The organism is Rhizobium sp. M1 (assembly GCF_002531805.1).
Taxonomy (GTDB): Bacteria; Pseudomonadota; Alphaproteobacteria; order Rhizobiales; family Rhizobiaceae; genus Rhizobium; species Rhizobium etli_C.
This window is the reverse complement of the sequence record NZ_NWSW01000008.1, coordinates 212,268-229,900: the sequence shown is the minus strand read 5'-3', so window position 1 is coordinate 229,900 and position 17,633 is coordinate 212,268. Positions and strand designations below refer to the sequence as shown.

General features: G+C 60.6%; 16 protein-coding genes and 1 pseudogene. 5 read left to right on the top strand and 12 right to left on the bottom strand.

Annotated features, from left to right (window positions below; all coding sequences use genetic code 11):
- From CO655_RS10045 to CO655_RS10025, 5 genes and pseudogenes are all read right to left on the bottom strand, one after another.
- Nucleotides 1-196: pseudogene (locus CO655_RS10045) on the bottom strand (trehalose utilization protein ThuA); the annotation flags it as partial.
- Between the two features lie 62 nt (nucleotides 197-258).
- Entirely contained in the window at nucleotides 259-1,284 is a 1,026-nt protein-coding gene (locus tag CO655_RS10040) for an ATP-binding cassette domain-containing protein (RefSeq protein WP_097664536.1), read from the bottom strand.
- Nucleotides 1,285-1,294: 10 nt separating this feature from the next.
- The gene (locus tag CO655_RS10035) at nucleotides 1,295-2,125 is read right to left on the bottom strand and encodes a carbohydrate ABC transporter permease (protein ID WP_097664535.1); all 831 of its coding nucleotides are present in this window, start codon (nucleotides 2,123-2,125) and stop codon (nucleotides 1,295-1,297) included.
- Nucleotides 2,125-3,111 (bottom strand): sugar ABC transporter permease, encoded by a 987-nt coding sequence (locus CO655_RS10030; protein ID WP_097664533.1) that lies wholly within the window; start codon nucleotides 3,109-3,111, stop codon nucleotides 2,125-2,127. The genes CO655_RS10035 and CO655_RS10030 overlap by 1 nt, the downstream gene beginning before the upstream one ends.
- Before the next feature lie 67 nt (nucleotides 3,112-3,178).
- Nucleotides 3,179-4,444, bottom strand: coding sequence for an ABC transporter substrate-binding protein (locus CO655_RS10025; protein ID WP_097664532.1), 1,266 nt, complete (start codon nucleotides 4,442-4,444; stop codon nucleotides 3,179-3,181).
- A gap of 268 nt (nucleotides 4,445-4,712) precedes the next feature.
- Between CO655_RS10025 and CO655_RS10020 the strand changes: the two genes are divergently transcribed.
- A complete protein-coding gene (locus CO655_RS10020; protein ID WP_097664531.1) occupies nucleotides 4,713-5,726 on the top strand; it encodes a substrate-binding domain-containing protein in 1,014 nt (337 codons plus the stop codon).
- A 132-nt stretch (nucleotides 5,727-5,858) separates the two neighbouring features.
- Here the strand turns inward: CO655_RS10020 and repC are convergent, their stop codons facing one another.
- The 7 genes from repC to CO655_RS09985 all read right to left on the bottom strand — a co-directional run bounded on the left by repC (nucleotide 5,859) and on the right by CO655_RS09985 (nucleotide 12,676).
- The gene (gene repC / locus CO655_RS10015) at nucleotides 5,859-7,163 is read right to left on the bottom strand and encodes a plasmid replication protein RepC (RefSeq protein WP_097664530.1); all 1,305 of its coding nucleotides are present in this window, start codon (nucleotides 7,161-7,163) and stop codon (nucleotides 5,859-5,861) included.
- A 154-nt stretch (nucleotides 7,164-7,317) separates the two neighbouring features.
- Nucleotides 7,318-8,319, bottom strand: coding sequence for a plasmid partitioning protein RepB (repB, locus tag CO655_RS10010; protein ID WP_097607699.1), 1,002 nt, complete (start codon nucleotides 8,317-8,319; stop codon nucleotides 7,318-7,320).
- Nucleotides 8,320-8,321: 2 nt separating this feature from the next.
- Nucleotides 8,322-9,515 carry a plasmid partitioning protein RepA gene (repA, locus tag CO655_RS10005; RefSeq protein WP_040112154.1) on the bottom strand — a complete coding sequence of 398 codons (1,194 nt, stop codon included), beginning with the start codon at nucleotides 9,513-9,515 and terminating at the stop codon, nucleotides 8,322-8,324.
- A gap of 276 nt (nucleotides 9,516-9,791) precedes the next feature.
- The gene (locus CO655_RS10000; protein ID WP_097664529.1) at nucleotides 9,792-11,105 is read right to left on the bottom strand and encodes a hypothetical protein; all 1,314 of its coding nucleotides are present in this window, start codon (nucleotides 11,103-11,105) and stop codon (nucleotides 9,792-9,794) included.
- Nucleotides 11,106-11,221: 116 nt separating this feature from the next.
- Nucleotides 11,222-11,626 carry a type II toxin-antitoxin system VapC family toxin gene (locus CO655_RS09995; protein ID WP_097664528.1) on the bottom strand — a complete coding sequence of 135 codons (405 nt, stop codon included), beginning with the start codon at nucleotides 11,624-11,626 and terminating at the stop codon, nucleotides 11,222-11,224.
- Nucleotides 11,623-11,856, bottom strand: a complete 234-nt coding sequence (locus tag CO655_RS09990; protein ID WP_010028283.1) for an AbrB/MazE/SpoVT family DNA-binding domain-containing protein — start codon at nucleotides 11,854-11,856, stop codon at nucleotides 11,623-11,625. Before CO655_RS09990 ends, CO655_RS09995 begins: the two co-directional genes overlap by 4 nt.
- A 67-nt stretch (nucleotides 11,857-11,923) precedes the next feature.
- The gene (locus CO655_RS09985; protein ID WP_097664526.1) at nucleotides 11,924-12,676 is read right to left on the bottom strand and encodes an NAD(P)H-binding protein; all 753 of its coding nucleotides are present in this window, start codon (nucleotides 12,674-12,676) and stop codon (nucleotides 11,924-11,926) included.
- 322 nt (nucleotides 12,677-12,998) lie between these two features.
- On the opposite strand from CO655_RS09985, the gene CO655_RS09980 reads away from it, so the two are divergent.
- Genes CO655_RS09980 through CO655_RS09965 form a run of 4 tightly spaced genes read left to right on the top strand, consistent with a single transcriptional unit; the run spans nucleotide 12,999 to nucleotide 17,548 of the window.
- On the top strand, nucleotides 12,999-15,836 hold the full coding sequence (locus CO655_RS09980; RefSeq protein ID WP_097664525.1) for an MASE1 domain-containing protein: 2,838 nt from the start codon (nucleotides 12,999-13,001) through the stop codon (nucleotides 15,834-15,836).
- Complete coding sequence (locus CO655_RS09975) at nucleotides 15,833-16,474, top strand: response regulator (protein WP_097664524.1); 642 nt, start codon at nucleotides 15,833-15,835, stop codon at nucleotides 16,472-16,474. Before CO655_RS09980 ends, CO655_RS09975 begins: the two co-directional genes overlap by 4 nt.
- A gap of 2 nt (nucleotides 16,475-16,476) precedes the next feature.
- Nucleotides 16,477-16,854, top strand: a complete 378-nt coding sequence (locus CO655_RS09970; RefSeq protein ID WP_040141746.1) for a response regulator — start codon at nucleotides 16,477-16,479, stop codon at nucleotides 16,852-16,854.
- 1 nt (nucleotide 16,855) lies between these two features.
- A complete protein-coding gene (locus CO655_RS09965) occupies nucleotides 16,856-17,548 on the top strand; it encodes a response regulator transcription factor (protein ID WP_097664523.1) in 693 nt (230 codons plus the stop codon).
- The last annotated feature ends 85 nt before the right edge of the window (nucleotides 17,549-17,633 follow it).

Genomic DNA, 17,633 nt, shown 5'->3' with positions numbered 1-17,633 from the left:
CATCGGTCTCGGCAAGCCGGGCTTCGCTCAGCCCATGCTCCGGCTCCTGCAGCGTCGCCGTCGTCGCCGAGATGGTGGGATCACTGTTCAGCGCATTGGCAATCGCCGTGTGCATGCCCTCGGGATAGATGCCCCGGACGATCTCATTGGTATTCTCGTGGATGTTTTCACCCCACACAACGGTGCGTATGGTCACGTCGTTTTCTCCTTGTCATCAAAACGGATCGAGTCTTGGGAGGAACATCGATCCTGGGAAGGTCAGGCAGCCTGCATGGATTGACGCTCGAGCGCCCGGCCCGAACGATCGAAGCGGTGGATGTGGCCGGCAAGCGGGGCAAGGCCGAGCGTCTGGCCCGGCTCGTGACGGGAGACACCGGCCTCGCGCACGATCAGCGGCTCGTCTGCCCCGATATCCACATAGACGAAGCTGTCGGAGCCGAGGATTTCCGAATGGATGACCGTGCCGCTCCAAACCGGCGACTCGGGCGCGATGCGAACATGCTCCGCGCGCACGCCGATCGTATGGCTGCCATAGGGCTCTGCCAGTCCGGCCGACAGGAAATTCATTTTCGGCGAGCCGATGAAGCCGGCCACGAAAAGCGAATTGGGGCTTTCATAAAGCTCCAGCGGCGTGCCGATCTGCTCGACGACACCGTCCCGCAGCACGCAGATCCGATCGGCGAGCGTCATGGCCTCGACCTGATCATGCGTCACATAGATCATCGTCGTATTGTGCATGCTGCGATGAAGCTTGGCGATTTCGAGCCTCGTTGCGACGCGAAGCGCCGCATCGAGATTGGACAGCGGCTCGTCGAAAAGAAAGACCTTGGGGTCGCGAACGATTGCCCGGCCGATTGCGACGCGCTGACGCTGTCCGCCGGAAAGCTGCCGCGGCAGGCGCTCGAGGTAAGATGAGAGCTGCAGCATGCCGGCCGCCTGTTCGACACGCTTCCGGCATTCGTCCTTGGTGCGTCCCGACAGTTTCATGCCGAAAGCCATGTTGTCGAAAACCGTCATATGCGGATAAAGCGCGTAGGACTGGAACACCATGGCGATCCCTCTCTTCGAGGGCGCGTGCTGGTTCACCATCACGTTGTCGAAGGAGAGCGCTCCCGATGTGATGTCCTCGAGGCCGGAGATAAGCCTGAGCAGCGTCGACTTGCCGCATCCCGACGGCCCCACGAAGACCATGAACTCGCCGCGGCGGATGTCCATCGTCACGCCCTTGATCACCTCGAAAGCGCCGAAGCTCTTGCGGATGTTCTCCAGTCGTATCTCTGCCATTCCTACTCCCTCAACCCTTGACGCCGCCGGCGGTCAGCCCCGAAATGATCCGGCGCTGGAATATCAAAACGAGCACCACAACCGGCACGGTGACGATCACCGAAGCCGCCATGATGTTGCCCCAGGGGATTTCGAACTCGCTGTTGCCCGAAAGCAGGGCGATGGCGACCGGGACGGTTCTCTGCGTATCCGACGACGTGAAGGTCAGCGCAAAAAGGAACTCGTTCCACGCAGTGATGAAGGCGAGCAGCCCTGTTGTCACCAGCGCCGGCCACATCAACGGCATGAACACCTGGGTAACAATGACCCATGGCGAAGCGCCATCGACGATCGCCGCCTCCTCGATCTCGATCGGCAATTCGCGCATGAAGGTCGTCAGCACCCAGACGGTGAAGGGCAGCGTGAAGATCATGTAGGAAAAGATCAGCGCGAAGGGCGTGTTGAAGATGCCGATCCAGCGAATGAGCTCGAAGAGGCCGGCAAGGACGGCAATCTGCGGAAACATCGACACCGAGAGGATGGTCAGCATCAACAGCGCACGTCCGCGGAAGTGCACCCGTGCCAAGGCGAAGGAGGCGGTGACCGAAAGCAGGAGCGACGCTGAAACCACGACGCAGGCGATCATCGCGGAATTTGCAAGACTGCGGACGAACCCGCCCTGGCCCATTACGGACGTATAGCTGCCGAACGAGATCGAAGTCGGCCAATAATCGACTTTGAAAAGGGCCGTGCCGGTCTTCAGGCTCGTGAGGATCGCATAGTAGAACGGAAAGACCGCGATGATGACGATGACCGTGACGAGCAGGTAGAAGAGCGTATTCTTGGCGATCGACAGCAGCATCAGCGTTCCTCCCCGCCGAGCCTGACGCGGCCGAGCCAGATATAGAAGACGGTGACGGAGGCAATGATCAGGAAGAGCACCGTCGATGCGGTGGCGCCATAGGCGAACTTGTCGAAGTCGAACAGGTTCTCGCGCGCCATGACCGACATGGTCTTCGTCTGTGCATTGTTCGGCGTCAGGACATAAATCAAATCAAAGATCCGCATCGCATCCAGCATCCGGAAGATCACGGCAACCATGATGGCCGGCCGGATCAGCGGCAGCGTCAGACGCCAGAAAACCTTGACCGGATTGACGCCGTCGATCTTGGCAGCTTCATAAATGTCTCCGGGAACCATCTGCAGTCCGGCAAGGATCAGCAGTGCCATGAAGGGCGTCGTCTTCCAGACGTCGACGATCAGCACCGCGACCATCGCTGTCTCAGGATTGGCGGTCCAGGCAATCTTCTCAGTGATAAGGCCGAAGCCGAGCAGGATGTCGTTCAGGATACCGAACTGGTCGTTGAGCATCCAGGCCCACATCTTGGCCGAGACGATCGTTGGGATCGCCCAGGGAATGAGGATTGCGGCTCGAACAATGCCGCGCCCGACGAACTGCGCGTTGAGCACCAGGGCGACGATCAGCCCGAGCACGGTCTCGATCACGACCGAGAGGAGGGTGAACTTGGCAGTGTTCCAGACGGCTTTCCACCACACCGGATCGGCGAGCAGCCCGCGATAGACGGTCCTGCCGCTCTTCAGCGTCACCCACGACAGATAGTTGTCAAAGCCGACGAACCGAGCGTTGCCAAGATCGTTGAGCGACGCATTCGTAAAGCTGAAATAGATCGTTCTGAACAGCGGCCATCCGGCGACGATTGCCAGGATCAGCAGCGTCGGCGCCAGAAACAGCCAGGCCGATCGAATGCGCTCGGATCGCAGCTCCGTAGAGGCTCTGAGAATGGAAACCCTTGGTTCAACTGCTTGCGGAACTACGATTTCGGTCATGAAACGCCTACCCCCGTTCGCTCGTCCGAAGACTGGACCGGCGGCCTGAGGCCGCCGGTCGGAAACCTCACCAGGCGTCGCCCTTGAGGGTCGTTAGGTCGGCTTCGAGAAGCTCGAGGTTCTCGGCAGCCGAGCCGCTGCCGGACAGCGTGTTGTGCGCCGCCGTCCAGAACTTCGAAGACACCTCGTTGTACTTCACCTTGGCCGTCGCCGAAGGACGCGGCACCGCGTCCTGGAAGATCGGTTTCCAGTTCGGCATGAAGGGCTGTGCGGCGGCAACATCCTTGTCGTCATAAAGGTCGGTCAATGTCGGCAAATTGGACAGCTCGACGGCACGCGCCTTCTGAACCTCTTTCGATGCCAGGAATTTTACGAGCGCGATGGCCGCGTCCTGCTTTTCGGAATATTTCGAAACCGCAAGGTTCCAGCCGCCAAGCGTCGAGGACGGCTTGTCGCCGGCGGCCGCGACCGGCAGCGTCATGACGTCGAACTTGCCCTTCACGGCGCTGTCGGCGCCATTGCCGAGGGAATAGGCATAGGGCCAGTTGCGCATGAAGACGGCGTTGCCTGTCTGCCAGACGCCGCGCGATTCTTCTTCCTGATAGGCGAGCACGCCGGGCGGTGAGATCGTGCCGATCCAGCTCTTGGCGCGGTCAAGCGCTGCTGCCGCCTTCTCGTTGTTGATCGAGATCGTCCCGTCCGGCTCGACGATCTGGCCGCCGCCCGACGACTTCACCCATTCCAGCGCATTGCAGGTCAGTCCTTCATAGGAATTGCCCTGGAAGACGTAGCCCCAGAGGTCCTTCTGTCCGGCCTGGCGTTCCTTGTCCTGAACCTCTTTGGCGGTTGCGGCCATTTCGTCCCAGGTCTTCGGCGGCTGCTTGCCGTATTTCTCCAGCAGGTCCTTTCGGTAAAACAGCGCCGGCGCATCGGTAAACAACGGCAGCGCCACCAGCCGGCCATTGACGGTCTGCGACGCAATAATCGACGGGAAAAACTGGCCGGCCACATCCTTGGTGGCCTCCTTGAGATCGATGAACTGATCGGCAAGCTGCGGCGCCCAGATGACGTCGGTCTGATAGACGTCGATGTCCTTGTTTCCAGCGGCGAGCCACAGGCGATATTGGGAGAACTGCTCGCTGCTCGAGGACGGCATGGTGACGAGCTTGACCTGATTGCCGGTCTCCTTCTCGAAAATTGCGAGTTGCTTGTTGAGGAATTCGACGTTTTTCCCCGTGGTGTTGGCGGCAAATGAAATCTCGGCGGCACGGATCGGACCGGCGACTGCGATGGCGACTGCGAGCGCGGAAAAGCCTAATGCAAACTGTTTCATGATCTCCTCCCAGAAATTGAAATCGATTTGGCTCGCAGAACATTGCAGAAGGCCTTGGCCGCGTCAATACGCCAATTGAACACTTTTCAGTTGCAGATTACGCGAATTCCAACACTATATACACTTTAAAAGAAAACCTATGGCCTTTGCACGCGACGCATCCAGCCGCCAAATTTGAAATCGATTTCAATCATACTTGAATTGGATATTTGCCCGTTGCGTACCGCCAACACATCGTCCATTGATTGCCCAGATAAAGAAGACACCGATGAAACTTCGTGAATTCGCAAAGCAGCTTGGGCTTTCTCCGACGACGGTCAGCCGTGCGCTCAGCGGCTACCCGGAGGTGAGCGAAGCCACGCGCGCCCGGGTTGCAAGCGAAGCAATGCGGCTCGGCTATCGTCCCGACATCAATGCCGTGCGCCTGAAGACCGGACGAGCCGGAGCGATAGGCGTTATGATGGGACGTTCGGGAGAAATTCATTTCGCTGAATTCGTGTCGGGAATGGCGCAGCGCCTGGAAACGGCCGATACGGATATTCTCATCACACCCATCACCGCACACAATGATGACGACGAGATCCAGGCCTATCGACGCCTGGTCGAAAGCCGCCGGGTGGATGCAGTGATCATTCATTCGCCACGCCCCCAGGACCCTCGGATCGAGATGCTGAACAGCCTCGGCGTGCCTTTCCTGGTTCACGGCCGCTCGGACACCGAGCACGTTCATGCTTGGCTCGACATCGATAATGAAGGTGCCGTGCGCAGGTCCACCGAACACCTGCTCGATCTCGGGCACCGCCGCATCGCCATGATCAACGGCCTCAGGGGCAAGACCTATTCCATCCATCGCGAACAGGGTTTTCGGATTGCCCATCAGGAGCGTGGACTCATCGCCGATCCCAACATGATGGTCTGCGATAAATTCTCCGACGAGAGCGGCTTTCGCCATGCCCGCTCCTTCCTCGAGAGAGCGAATGCGCCGACCGCCATCGTCGCCGGCTCCACGATGACGGCGCTTGGCGTTTACCGCGCCATCCGCTCGCTTGGGATGACGGTCGGGCGGGACGTCTCCGTTATCGCCCATGACGACGTCTTCCCTTATCTGACGGCCGAAAATATGGTGCCGTCACTCTCGACAACGCGATCCTCCATGCGTGCTGCGGGCACACGTTGCGCCGAGCTGACGCTGCAGCTTATTGCGGGACGCGCCGCCGAGGAGATCCACGAATTATGGCCGGTCGAGCTGATCCTGCGAGAAAGCACTGCGGCCCCGCGCTGACAGATACGGAACTCCGCTTCAGCGGGAGATGGCAACGCGCGCGGCACCTCTCGCACCAGATCTGCGAACAAGCCGGCGATTAGAGTAAGGTTTGCCGGACGGGCCAACCGACTGCGTTGTCGCCGAAGTCCATTAGCCGGCATTTCGCCTTACCCCGCCATTCGCCCTGACGAGCGCCATCAACATCGGGCCGATCGCAAATTCGCCCCTTTCGGTCCTGCGGGTGAGATCGCGAAGATAACCGCCGGGCGAGTTGATATGGCCTCCTCGTTCCAGGATGCAGGCGATCACAGTGGCGGCGTTTTCCGGCCCCATGCCGGCACAGGCTTCCTCATAAGCCGAGGGGCTGACGCCGAGCATCGAGCGCACAACGACGGCGGCCGACATCAGGTCGCGCCAATTGCCGATCATTCCGCCGGGACCGTAGTCAAGAATGGCGGGGCAGGCCTGCAGGACAAGGCCGAGCGGGAAGGATTTCAAGCTGTGGCCGGCAACAGGATTGGCCGCACCCGGCGTATTGCCACCAGGTCGGGCGGAAGGCCTCGGCGGTTTCAGCCTTGGCTCATCTGACGGCTCGGCCATCCCGTCATTGGTTGTCACTGCCTTTTCGCCCGGCTTCGTTTCGAAGCTTGGTTCAAGTTCATAGGTGGAATCGGGGTTTGAATTCTGTTTGTGACGCTCAATTTGAGACTCATTGGCGTCTATTTTTTCTCTTTTAATATGTCTTTCCAGCAGGTTGACGGCTTCGTCGCGCAGCAGCTCCATCTCGTCGAGCACCGCGGTCAGTTCTTCGATGCCCGCCACCCGCGGAATCCTGGCGACAAGATCGCGAAAGATCATCGTCATCTGCTCCCAGTCGCCGGGAACCGCTTCGTCGATGGCCGCCGAGATCAGCTTGGAGATATCGCGCCGGCAGACCGTCAGCCGTTCCCGGGTCGCTCGCAACAGTTCCCGATCCGCGATCGCCTGGGCCGCGAGGTTTTCAATTTCGACGGCGCGGGCGAGAAGCGGCGCGACACTGAAACCGAAGGCCTCGCCGATCGCCCCTGCCCTGTCGCGGCGGGCATAGCGCTTTCCATTCGGGCTGTCTTTGCGCACAATCAGACCGGCCTCGACCAGGACGGCAAGGTGACGTCGCAGCGTCGCCGGCGTCATGCCGCGGGCGCGCAGCGAAAGCTGTGCATTCGAGGGAAAGACGATCAGGCCTTTCTCCTCGGAGATTTCATCATCGGGATAGAAGGTCAGCAGCGCGTCGAGCACCGTCAGCGCCCGATCGGTCACGCCAAGCGCCGGGCGCGCCTCGCAGATCGCCCGAAACAGCTTCCACTTGCTGCGCTTCATCCCCGGCTCGATCGTCTCGGCCAGCTGCTGGCTTGCCAGCATGCCAAGCGACATCGGCCGCCGCCCAAAGGGCGTCGTCACATATCCACTCTCCATTTGCCTTCACCTTCGTTCAGGCAAAAGAAAACCATCCACCAATTTGGTGCCTAAGACGCTTGACTGTGATTCGTGGAAATGCGATTCTCGATGTGCTTAAGATCTGAGAAGGGCTTCCACGACGGCGTCGTTGGGGGCCTTTTTCTTTTGCGCGCTACGCTCCTCTGTGCTTTTTGAACTCCAGGAACAGGCCCTGCAGCCTTTCCTGGACGAATTGATCGAAGCCGGGCGCGGTCTTGCCGTCGAAGACGAAAGTGGCGCCGGATGCTGTCTTCTTGATCATCACAGGCACGCCGCTGACTTCGGATTTGGCCGCCGCCGGCTTCGGCGCCGGCGTCTTCTTCGTCGCCAAAGCGAACGCCCGGTGAAACCGCTCGTCGCTCGACATCTTGCGGGCGTCGTCCGCGGACAACTCGGCGATGATCTTGCCGATATCGGCGCCTTCGAGCCGCTCTCCGAACTCCAGCCACCGCCGGCGACCGATATCGGGTGCAGCGCCAATGGCGTTGATCAGTTCCAAGGGCACCTGCCGCATGACGATCAGCATTCTCGACAGCGCCGCTTTATCCACGCTGAGAGCGGCCATGATGGTGTCGCGCCCGAAGCCGCGTTCCTCGAGCCGCCACGCGAAGAGCGCGCGCTCGATATAGGAAAGGTTGGTCCGGGCGCTGTTTTCTTGTCCCTGGCTGACAACCAGCTGGCCGTCGGTGAGATCGCGAACCACCGCGCGCACGCGGATGCCGATCTCTCTGGTGGCTGCCAGACGGCGATGGCCGTAGGCAACCTGATAGCGCCCCTTCGTCTCGGGATGCGGACGCACCAGGATCGGAACCTGCTGCCCGTGTTCGCGGATCTGCTCGACAAGCTCGGCCAGTTCGGCCGCGTCGATCGCCAGACGGTCGCTGACGAAGGAAGCGTCGATCAGGCCGGGATCAAGCTCGACGATCATCTGGCCCGCCGCAAGCTGCCGTTCCAGCTCGCTCGCCCGTTCCATTTTCTCGGTGATGTTGCCGAGCGTCTTGGTAATGCCGCCGACCGGCGCGCCGACACGCTCCTGCGGCACGAAGCCGGCGATCGGACGATTGTCGCGTGGCGCGACCGCTTCCACCCTTGCCGGGCTCGGAGCGGAGATTTCGATGAGATTCTTGCGCGCCATTTCTATCTCCTTCCCCAGGTGGAGCGAATATGCGCTTCGATCTCGCCATTCACGAGGTTCAGCGACTCCAGCGCCCGGTCATAGGTTCCGCGCGTGAATTGCGACCGCTCGACCTCATAGAGGGTCTGCTTGGTGACGCCGGCGTCGGAGACCGCCGTCGATTTCACCATGGCGTTGTGGAGCATGCGATTGCCGAAGATCGCCCGCATGAAGCCGGTCATCTGGCTCTGCGGGCCGTCATTCGGCTCGAACCGCGTCACGAGATAGCGCATCCAGTCGTAGCTGGTGCGGCCGCCGGCCTTCTCGACGACCGACATCAGCTCGCTCGTCATCGTCAGGAACTGCGACATCGACATGACGTCGAGCATCTGCGGGTGGACCGTGATCAAAACGGAGGTTGCGGCGCAGAGCGCCGACATCGTCAGGAATCCCAGCTGCGGCGGGCAGTCGATGACGACGACATCATAAAGGCTTTCTATCTCCGTCAACACCTCGCCGATACGGGCAAAGAACATCGTCTCCGCCGTCCCCGACGCCATCGCCTTCGGCGTCTCGTGCTCGAATTCCATCAATTCGAGATTTCCCGGAATGAGATGCAGATTGGGCGTGTAGGTGGCGCGCACGATATCCGCGATCGGGCGTGGTGCCTCGTATCGGATCGCCCCGTAAATCGTCTCGCCTTCGCCGACGTCGAACTCTGGCTGATGGCCGAACAAGGCAGATAAGGACGCCTGCGGATCGAGGTCGACGGCAAGCACGCGATAGCCGCGGAGAGCCATGAACTGCGCCAGATGTGCCGCCGTGGTGGTCTTGCCCGAGCCGCCCTTGAAATTCATGACGGAGACGATCTGGAGCTTTTCTCCAGGCCTGCGGGCCGGCACATATTTCGGCGTCCCGTTTCGCTCGTCGAGAACTCGGCGGATCCGGTCCATGTCGATTGCGCTGTAAAGCCGACGTCCGTTTGCGAGCGGATCGGGCCCGTGGCCATCCGCAGCGACCTGCCTGAGATAACCTTCACCGATGCCGATGAAGGCTGCGGCTTCCGCCGGCGAGAAGGTCCTGATCGTCTTCTGGGAAAGCGGCGGAAAGATTTTCGCCTGATGCTGCTGAAGTTGATAGGACAACTCCTTCGCATCTGTTGCCAGAAGCGACGGGAGATGCTCTTGATCGTCTTGAAGAGCAAGACTCGGCTGCATGATCGTTTTCCCAGGTAACTGCGCAATTTTGAACGAAAGCGCTTCAGTTGCGCAGTTACTATATGCCGCGATTCGTGACCGAATTACAAATGCTTAACCAAACCACGCCTCGACGCACACCAAACGGGTTCCGGAACCCGGCAAATGCGCGGACGGATCGGCGGGTGATTCGCATCCGTGCGAGGGCTGAAGGGCAAGGCCTATGCCATCGGTTATGCACATGAAATTCATGAAATTTTTGCGAGGCCGCAGGCGGAATGGAAAGGCCCGCGCCGACTACTGCCCGTCGTCCTTCAGATAGTTGTTGCCGTTGATCACCAGAAGTCCATCCGAACCCTTGTCCGGCTCGAAAATGCTCAGGCTCTCCGTCTTACCGGTCGCGTCGGTCAGATCGAGGCGATAGCCGGAAAGCCTATAACGGCCGCTGGAGCCGGGCCGATCGCCTGACGCGGTCACACCCGTCCGCGACTCGCCGATTTCGTTCGTCATTGAGGCGCCGGACCAGCGGCAGCGTTCGAAAGTGCCGTTGTTACGCAGTGTCAGCGTATTGCTGGAGGCAACCGATCCCGACGAGGTCGCAGTCATGCCGCTTGAAGCGAAGTTGTAGACCCATTCGCCGTCAAGCGTGGCGCCATCCTCGAACGGCGGCACCGCACGATACTCGTCTTCGTCGATCACCAGGTCGTCGCCTTTTTTGGAAAATGGCTTCGTCTCGATCTCGATCGTGCCGTAGGCGGAGGTGACGCTGCGCGTTTCGATCGATCCGGCGGAGGAGAAGAAGCCGCCGCCGGTGAGTTTATAAAGGCCGCAGTCGGAGGGGTTTTCCGTGCAGTGCTCGGTCATGCTGCGGCCGCCCTTCGGCAGTTCCGTGCTGAACAGGCCCTTCGGATCGAACATGGTGATCTCGCTATCGGAATAGAAATCCACGCCGCCGAAGAGATTCGGGCGGACACCGGTATCGAGATGGGTGAAGACGCCATCGAGCCCGCCGTCGTCGCTCGCGGGAATGAGATCGAAATCCTTGTCCGAAGGATCAAGCTTCACCGAACGCACGAGAGCCTCGAACGCGGCCTCGGCGCTTTGGCTTCTGTCGCCTCCGAGGTTCAAGAGCACGAGCTGCAGATAGGCCTGCCGCTCGTCATTGGCGATGCCGACGACGATCTGGCTGATGCTGACATTCTTCTGCTGGACGCAGCAGCGTTCCTCCACGCGGATATCGTGGCCGTTTATCGTGACGCCATAATATTTAATCAGGATATCTTCCTTGGCCATGTCGGGCAGCGTTGCGACAAAGGTCTTCACCCCGGCCGGAAGGGAATTGCGTCCTCCCGCAAGCGGCTTGGATATCTGGATCAGAGCGCTGCCGCGCTTGTCATCCCCGGTGTCGGCAAAATCCTTCTGCAGCATGAAAAGATCGCCCTTGCCGGCCTTCCTCCAGCCGGAAGCGGCATCGGGCAGCGTCACCGTCAGCCCGCCAATATCGGCGGGCGCGGCAAACGCCTGCGGGCAGGAGAATAGGCAGAGGAGGACAACAACGAGTTCCAAGATCGATTTGATCCCACGGATCCGCTCGATGTCCCTATTGCCCATGCGCCCCTCCCCTGCCGTTTCGGCGACCGCCGGCGAGATTTGGAGCCGGACCGGAGCTTTTCAACCCTGGGCTTCATGAAGATTTATTGAATGTGCCGCATGCCGCAAAGCGCCGGCTAAAAATCGGGCGATATCAATTTCAGCGAGGGGAAATAAGTGCGGTAGCGCCCGGCATCCCGCGTCAAGAGCGGCAGTTGCTGCACGGCTGCGTGAGCGCCGATGAAGAAATCAGGCAGCACACCGGTGCGTGATCCGCCTGCCTTGCGATATTGCGTGAAGACTTTACCGGCAAGGAACAGGGCGGCCTTCGGCATCGGCGCCATCTCGAGGCCGGCCTCCTCGATAAAAGCTTCCAAAGCTTCGATCCTGTCGTAGCGCACCGCAAGTTCGGCATAGATGACGTCGTTGCCCAGCAAGGGGCCTTCTATGCTCGCCGTCTCGAGCTGGGCTATCGACCAGTCTGCCCATTCCGGGTCGTCCGTCACGAGATCCAGAAGAACATTGGTATCGATAAGCGTCACGGTTCGCCGCGCGTCAAAGCCATGATGGCATCTGTATCGAGGCCTTGTCCGGCATGGCCGCGCAGCTTCTCGAAGCGGCTGGCCGGGCGTTTCTTGTCGGCGCGCACGAGAACCACGCTGCCATCGGCAGCGCGATGAAAATCGACCTTGCTGCCGGGAACGATGCCGAGCATGTCCCGGACCGGCTTCGGAATGGTTACCTGCCCCTTCGCAGTAACGGTCGTGGCCATTCTGGCACCTCTGTAATACTCTCTTTTCGAAGGGTATTACCTCGCGCTGCAAATTTCAAGCCGGCCGTTAGGCGGCCATCGATTGGAAAAGCCAGTCGGAGACAGTCTGGCTCGCCGTGCGGGCGCCGGCACCGGGAAGCAGTACATCGCCGGTCAATTCGACGTCGAAATAGGAAACAGCCGGATCGGTCGTCACCGGCCGTTGGTCTTCGTTGGCGGCGAGATAGATCCGCGCGATCTCGTCGATGCCGAACTGGTCCGGGCCGCCGATCTCGACAATATCGCCGACCGGAGTTCCCGCTGCCAGCTCCATCAGAAACGCGGCCACGTCACCGGCCGCGACCGGCCTCATCGCCGCCGGTGGCAACCGAAGGACGTCGCCATCAGCACCGATATCGATCAATCCGCTGATGAATTCGTAAAACTGCGTCGAGCGGAGGATCGTATGGGGTCGGCCGGAAGCACGGATGAGATTTTCCTGCACCATTTTGGCGCGGAAATAATCGCTTTCGACGAGGTAGGGCGTGCCGACGACGGAAAGCGCGAGATAATGCCTGACGTTGGCTCCGGCCGCAGCGGCGAGCAGGTTCTTCGTCGATGTCCTGAAGAAATCGAACGCCGAACTGTCGCCGAATGATGCGGCATTGGTGACATCGATGACGATTTCGTTCCCCGCCATCGCCGCTTCGAGGCCCCTGCCCGTCACCGTATCGACGCCAAGCGATAAGGATGCGGCAGTGACATCGTGGCCTGCCCGGCGCAACTTCGCCGTGAGTTGCGTTCCGACAACGCCGCTTGCTCCCGCTACCATCATCTTCATATCGGCACCTCTCTATCTCAGCCCAATGGCCGCGCCTGGGCCGACAATGACCGGAAGGTGAGAGACCTTCCATCGTGCCTGAGGTCCGGCGTCCTAGCCCATGGGCATAGGGGAGCCAGCCTCAGGTATAGGGTACCATCGGAAAAGGCGGACAACTCCGAAATTCCGGCTACATCCCCGCGCAATGCATGGGTTTCCATGAGTTGCGGTTGTGGTGTTACAGGATTAGCGTTCGATTATGAGCTCGCCGGCCCCAAAATCAAAAACAACCACCGCAAATGCTGACGACCCCGCGGTTATTTCCGTCCGGCAGGAGCAGCTGATGATGAGCGTCTGGTCGCACCGTCCGAAGCCTTTGCATCTGGGCCTCTTTGTTGCGGCTTATGTGCTTGCCTGCGGCTTTGCTCAATCTCTTGCGATCGTGCCTGGAACCGGCATTTCCATCTGGCCGGCGAGCGGGCTTTTCATCGCGACGCTTATTCTCAGCTCCGGCTACAGCTGGCCGTGGTGGGTGCTGGGAGGCTGCCTGGCGGAGATGTTCAGCAATGACTTGTGGTTTCACAGCCCACCAGTCGCCGCCTTCCTGATTTATGTCGGCAACGCCCTGGAAGCGCTGGTGGGAGCCTGGCTCGTGAACCGCGTCCTGACACGGCCGGTGCGGCTGGAAAGCCTGCAGGAAGTCCTTGCTTTCGTCGCGCTGGGCGCCGGGGTTGCGCCGATCGTCAGCGCGACTGTGGGAAGTGCGACCCTTGCCTGGTTCAGCATCCTGTCACAATCCTTCTTGACGGCATGGCCTCTGTGGTGGATCGGCGATGCCACCGGCGTCCTCATCGTGGCGCCGCTGGCGTTGGTCGTGCTCCACAACTGGCGGGGCAGACCGCAGCTTTCGACCACACAGTGGATGGAAGCCTGCGTTCTCGGCCTGATATTTCTAGCCATTGCCGCTCTTTCGCTGAGTGGCTACCTGCCTTTCGCCTATATCATCATGCCGCCGCTTCTGTGGGCCGCGGTCCGCTTCGAGTTCAAGGGCGCGGCGGTGTCACTCGTGCTGCTGGCGCTGATAACGGCAATCTTCACGATAACGGGCGCCAGTCAATTCGCCGGCGATCCGGAGGCCCAGAAACACAAGCAGATCATGCTGCAGCTTTTTCTGGCCATCTCGGCCCTTTCGGCTCTCATTGTCGCCGCCATATCCCGCCAGCATCAACTGGCAGTGCTTTCGCTGCGCCAAAGCGTGGAGGCATTGCGCGAACGGGAACGCGAGCTCTCACAACTCGTCGACATGGTCCCGGCCCAGATCAGACGGCTGACACCGACAGGCGAGCCTGTCTTCTTCAACAAGCGCCTGATCGACTTCTTCGGCCTCGACGTCGGTGACATGGATCAGCCGGGCGTGAGCCGTCTTTCGGCCGTCATTCATACCCTGGTTCATCCCGATGATGCACCGAGGCTGCTTCAGACGGTTCATCGTTCCCTCGTCAGCGGCGATCCCTTCTCGATCAAATACCGCATGCGCCGCTTCGACGGAGCCTATCGCTGGGTCGACGGCCGCGCCGAGCCGCTGCGGGACCAGAACGGCACGATCACGCAATGGTACGTCATCTCTGTCGATATCGACGATGAGATGCGCGCGCAGGAAGCGTTGCGCGAGCGGGAACGCGAGCTCTCGCAACTCGTCGACATGGTGCCGAGCCTGCTCTGGCGGCTTGATCCGGACGGCACGCCGACCTTCTTCAACCAGCGCCTGATTGATTTTCTCGGTCTCGACATTATCGATATGGAAACGCCGGGCGTGAGCCGGCTAGCGGCCCTGATCGAAGCCGCTGTCCATCCTGACGATGCCGCCAGCCTCACCGAAGCACTCCGTCTTTCTCTCGCCACCGGCGAACGCTTCTCCAAGCAATATCGCCTGCGGCGCGCCGATGGCGTCTATCGCTGGGTCAGAGGCAGCGCCGAGCCGCTGAGGGACGAGAACGGGCGGATCATTCAATGGTACGGCCTGACGCATGACATCGACGATCAATTGCGCATCGAGGAGGAGCTGCGCGAGAGGGAACGATCGCTCTGGCAGATCGTCGAAACCCTGCCGGCAATGATCGATTGCGCGGCTCCCGACGGAGAACCGGTATACCGCAACCCTCAGCTCCGCGACTTCCTCGGTTACAAGCTGGAAGAACTGGACGGCAAGGGAAAGACCCGGTTGGACGGCACGCTCGACGCCGGCGTTCATCCCGACGACGTGGCGAGCGTCAAATTGGACTATGCCCATTCATTGCGCACCGGCGAGCCCTATGCGCGCAGGCATCGTTTGCGGCGGTTCGACGGCGAATACCGATGGGTCGAGACACGCGCTGCGCCGATGCGCAATGCCGAGGGCATCATCGTCCAGTGGAATGTCATCTGCCTCGATATCGACGGCGAAGTTCGGGCGGAGGAAGATCTGCGTCAGGTGCGCGAGGGCCTTGCGCGGGCGAGCCAGGTGGCGAGCCTCGCCGAGCTTTCGGCCTCCATCGCCCACGAGGTGAACCAGCCGCTCGCCGCCGTCGTCGCAAACTCGCATGCCTGCCAGCGCTGGCTGATGGCCGACCCTCCGAATATGGAGCGGGCGCAGAGGACGGTCGAGCGCATCATCCGCGACGCCAACTCGGCGGCGGATGTCGTCAGCCGTATCCGCGCCCTGTTCAAACAATCCGCAGACAGCAGGGTTCAGACGACCCTCTCCAGCATCATCGACGAAGTGCGCAGCCTACTGGCCGACGAAGCCTGGCGGCGGCGCGTGCGCATCGACGTCGACGTTGACGGCAGCTTGCCGTCGATCGCGGTCGACCGCATCCAGATCCAGCAGGTTCTGATCAATCTCGTCCGCAACGGCATTGAGGCCCTGGACGCCACGACAAGCGACAGGGTGGTCGAGATACGCTCGCACCACGTCGGCAATACCGTCCAGACCGAAGTCCGAGATCTGGGTCGGGGCATCGAGTTTCCCGAAAAGATGTTCGAGCCCTTCTTCAGCACGAAGGAACACGGCATGGGCATGGGGCTGGCGATCTGCCGCTCGATCGTCGAGCTGCACGGCGGACGCTTGTGGGCGGAGCAGAACAATCCGCACGGAGCAACGTTGATCTTCACATTGCCCATTGAAACAAAGGCGGCGTCATGACGGCGGACGACCATATCGTCTTCATCGTCGATGACGATGAACGCATCCGCGAAGCGCTCGGCGAGCTACTGGATTCGCACGGCATGCGTGCCGTCGTCTTCGAATCGGCCGGCGACTATGTGAAGATGGACAAGCCGGATGTTCCGGCCTGCCTGATCCTTGACATCGAACTGCCCGACATCAATGGCCTTGATCTGCAGAGACAGATCGCCGACGGGGATCATCCGCCGATCGTCTTCATCACCGGACACGGCGACATCCCCTCCTCTGTGCGTGCGATCAAAAGCGGCGCCGTGGATTTCCTGACCAAACCGTTCAGCGATGCCGACCTCATGACGGCGATCCACGCGGCGATCGCCCAGGATCGAAAAGAGAGAGGTGAACGCGCCGAACTCGACATGCTGAAACGGCACTATCTCGATCTGACGCCGCGCGAGCGTGAAGTGCTGCCGCTGGTGGTCAGCGGTCTTCTCAACAAGCAGGCGGCAGCCGAACTCGGGATCAGCGAAGTCACGCTGCAGATCCACAGAAGAAATGTGATGCAGAAAATGGCGGCGCCCTCGCTCGCCGATCTCGTGCGGATCGCAGAGAAACTGGAAATACCGATTACCCACTCGCGCCGGGTGGGGGGGAATTGAACATGAACGAGACAAGACATGTCGTCGCCGTTGTCGATGACGATCCAAGACTGCTGGAATCGATGGGCGACCTGCTGGAATCAGCGGGTTATGTGGCTCGAGGCTTCCCGTCGGCGGGCTCGCTGCTCGTCAGCGGACTGTCGGACCTCGATGTGCTCATCACCGATATCGGAATGCCCGGTATCGACGGCTTCGAGCTTCGCGACCTGGTGAGAAAATCGCGTCCGGAGCTGCCGGTCTTCCTGATCACCGGCCGCCACGAGATCGCCGATCAGGGCCGCGCTCAGGGCACCGGCGGTTTTTTCCGCAAGCCCTTCGATGCACAGGCCCTGCTGACGGCTATCGCCAATGCTTTACAACAATCGAGAGATGGAGGGTAACATGACAGTTGACCAGCCGTTGCTGCGGAGATCGGCGCCGTTATCATTACAGTGCAGATATCAAGAGGACCAGCCGCTCGTCATTATCGTCGATGACGACGCATCGGTACGCGAGGCCCTGTCCGAGCTGATTTTGTCGGCCGGTTTCCAGTCGGTCAGTTTTGCCTCCACCCGTGAATTGCTTGACGCCGACATATTGGAAAACCCCGGCTGCCTGATCCTCGACGTGCGCATGCCGGGGGCAAGCGGCCTTCACCTGCAAAGCCATCTGGCCGAGAACGGTATTTCCAAACCGATCATTTTTCTGACCGGCCACGGCGACATTCCGATGACCGTCCAGGCAATGAAGGCGGGTGCCGTGGATTTTCTCACCAAACCGGTGCGGGATCAAACGCTGCTCGACGCCGTCACTGCAGCCATTGCGATGGATGCCGAACGACGGGCCGAAGCCGCAATCGCCAAGCGCAATGTCAAACGCCTGGAGACGTTGACACAGCGCGAGCGCGAAGTTCTGCACGAAGTGGCGCGCGGACGCCTCAACAAGCAGATCGCCTTCGATCTCGGCATCAGCGAAGTGACGGTCAAGCTGCATCGAAGCAATGTGATGCACAAGATGGAGGCTGCCTCGATCGGTGAACTGATCCGGGCCTGGGAAACGCTGCCGGCGCAAATGCGGCAGGCCGGCTCACGTTAGCTCTGCCTGGCGCTGTCCAATGAAGCCGAATACCGGCCTCACACACGATCCGCCTGTCCATTTCATGCGCGTCGTATCCGATTCG

Excerpts from the sequence above, each read along its gene's own strand:
- CO655_RS10040 (WP_097664536.1), bottom strand. The coding sequence starts at position 1,284 with ATGGCAGAGATACGACTGGAGAACATCCGCAAGAGCTTCGGCGCTTTC.
- CO655_RS10035 (WP_097664535.1), bottom strand. The coding sequence starts at position 2,125 with ATGCTGCTGTCGATCGCCAAGAATACGCTCTTCTACCTGCTCGTCACG.
- CO655_RS10030 (WP_097664533.1), bottom strand. The coding sequence starts at position 3,111 with ATGACCGAAATCGTAGTTCCGCAAGCAGTTGAACCAAGGGTTTCCATT.
- CO655_RS10025 (WP_097664532.1), bottom strand. The coding sequence starts at position 4,444 with ATGAAACAGTTTGCATTAGGCTTTTCCGCGCTCGCAGTCGCCATCGCA.
- CO655_RS10020 (WP_097664531.1), top strand. The coding sequence starts at position 4,713 with ATGAAACTTCGTGAATTCGCAAAGCAGCTTGGGCTTTCTCCGACGACG.
- repC (WP_097664530.1), bottom strand. The coding sequence starts at position 7,163 with ATGGAGAGTGGATATGTGACGACGCCCTTTGGGCGGCGGCCGATGTCG.
- repB (WP_097607699.1), bottom strand. The coding sequence starts at position 8,319 with ATGGCGCGCAAGAATCTCATCGAAATCTCCGCTCCGAGCCCGGCAAGG.
- repA (WP_040112154.1), bottom strand. The coding sequence starts at position 9,515 with ATGCAGCCGAGTCTTGCTCTTCAAGACGATCAAGAGCATCTCCCGTCG.
- CO655_RS10000 (WP_097664529.1), bottom strand. The coding sequence starts at position 11,105 with ATGGGCAATAGGGACATCGAGCGGATCCGTGGGATCAAATCGATCTTG.
- CO655_RS09990 (WP_010028283.1), bottom strand. The coding sequence starts at position 11,856 with ATGGCCACGACCGTTACTGCGAAGGGGCAGGTAACCATTCCGAAGCCG.
- CO655_RS09985 (WP_097664526.1), bottom strand. The coding sequence starts at position 12,676 with ATGAAGATGATGGTAGCGGGAGCAAGCGGCGTTGTCGGAACGCAACTC.
- CO655_RS09980 (WP_097664525.1), top strand. The coding sequence starts at position 12,999 with ATGATGAGCGTCTGGTCGCACCGTCCGAAGCCTTTGCATCTGGGCCTC.
- CO655_RS09975 (WP_097664524.1), top strand. The coding sequence starts at position 15,833 with ATGACGGCGGACGACCATATCGTCTTCATCGTCGATGACGATGAACGC.
- CO655_RS09970 (WP_040141746.1), top strand. The coding sequence starts at position 16,477 with ATGAACGAGACAAGACATGTCGTCGCCGTTGTCGATGACGATCCAAGA.
- CO655_RS09965 (WP_097664523.1), top strand. The coding sequence starts at position 16,856 with ATGACAGTTGACCAGCCGTTGCTGCGGAGATCGGCGCCGTTATCATTA.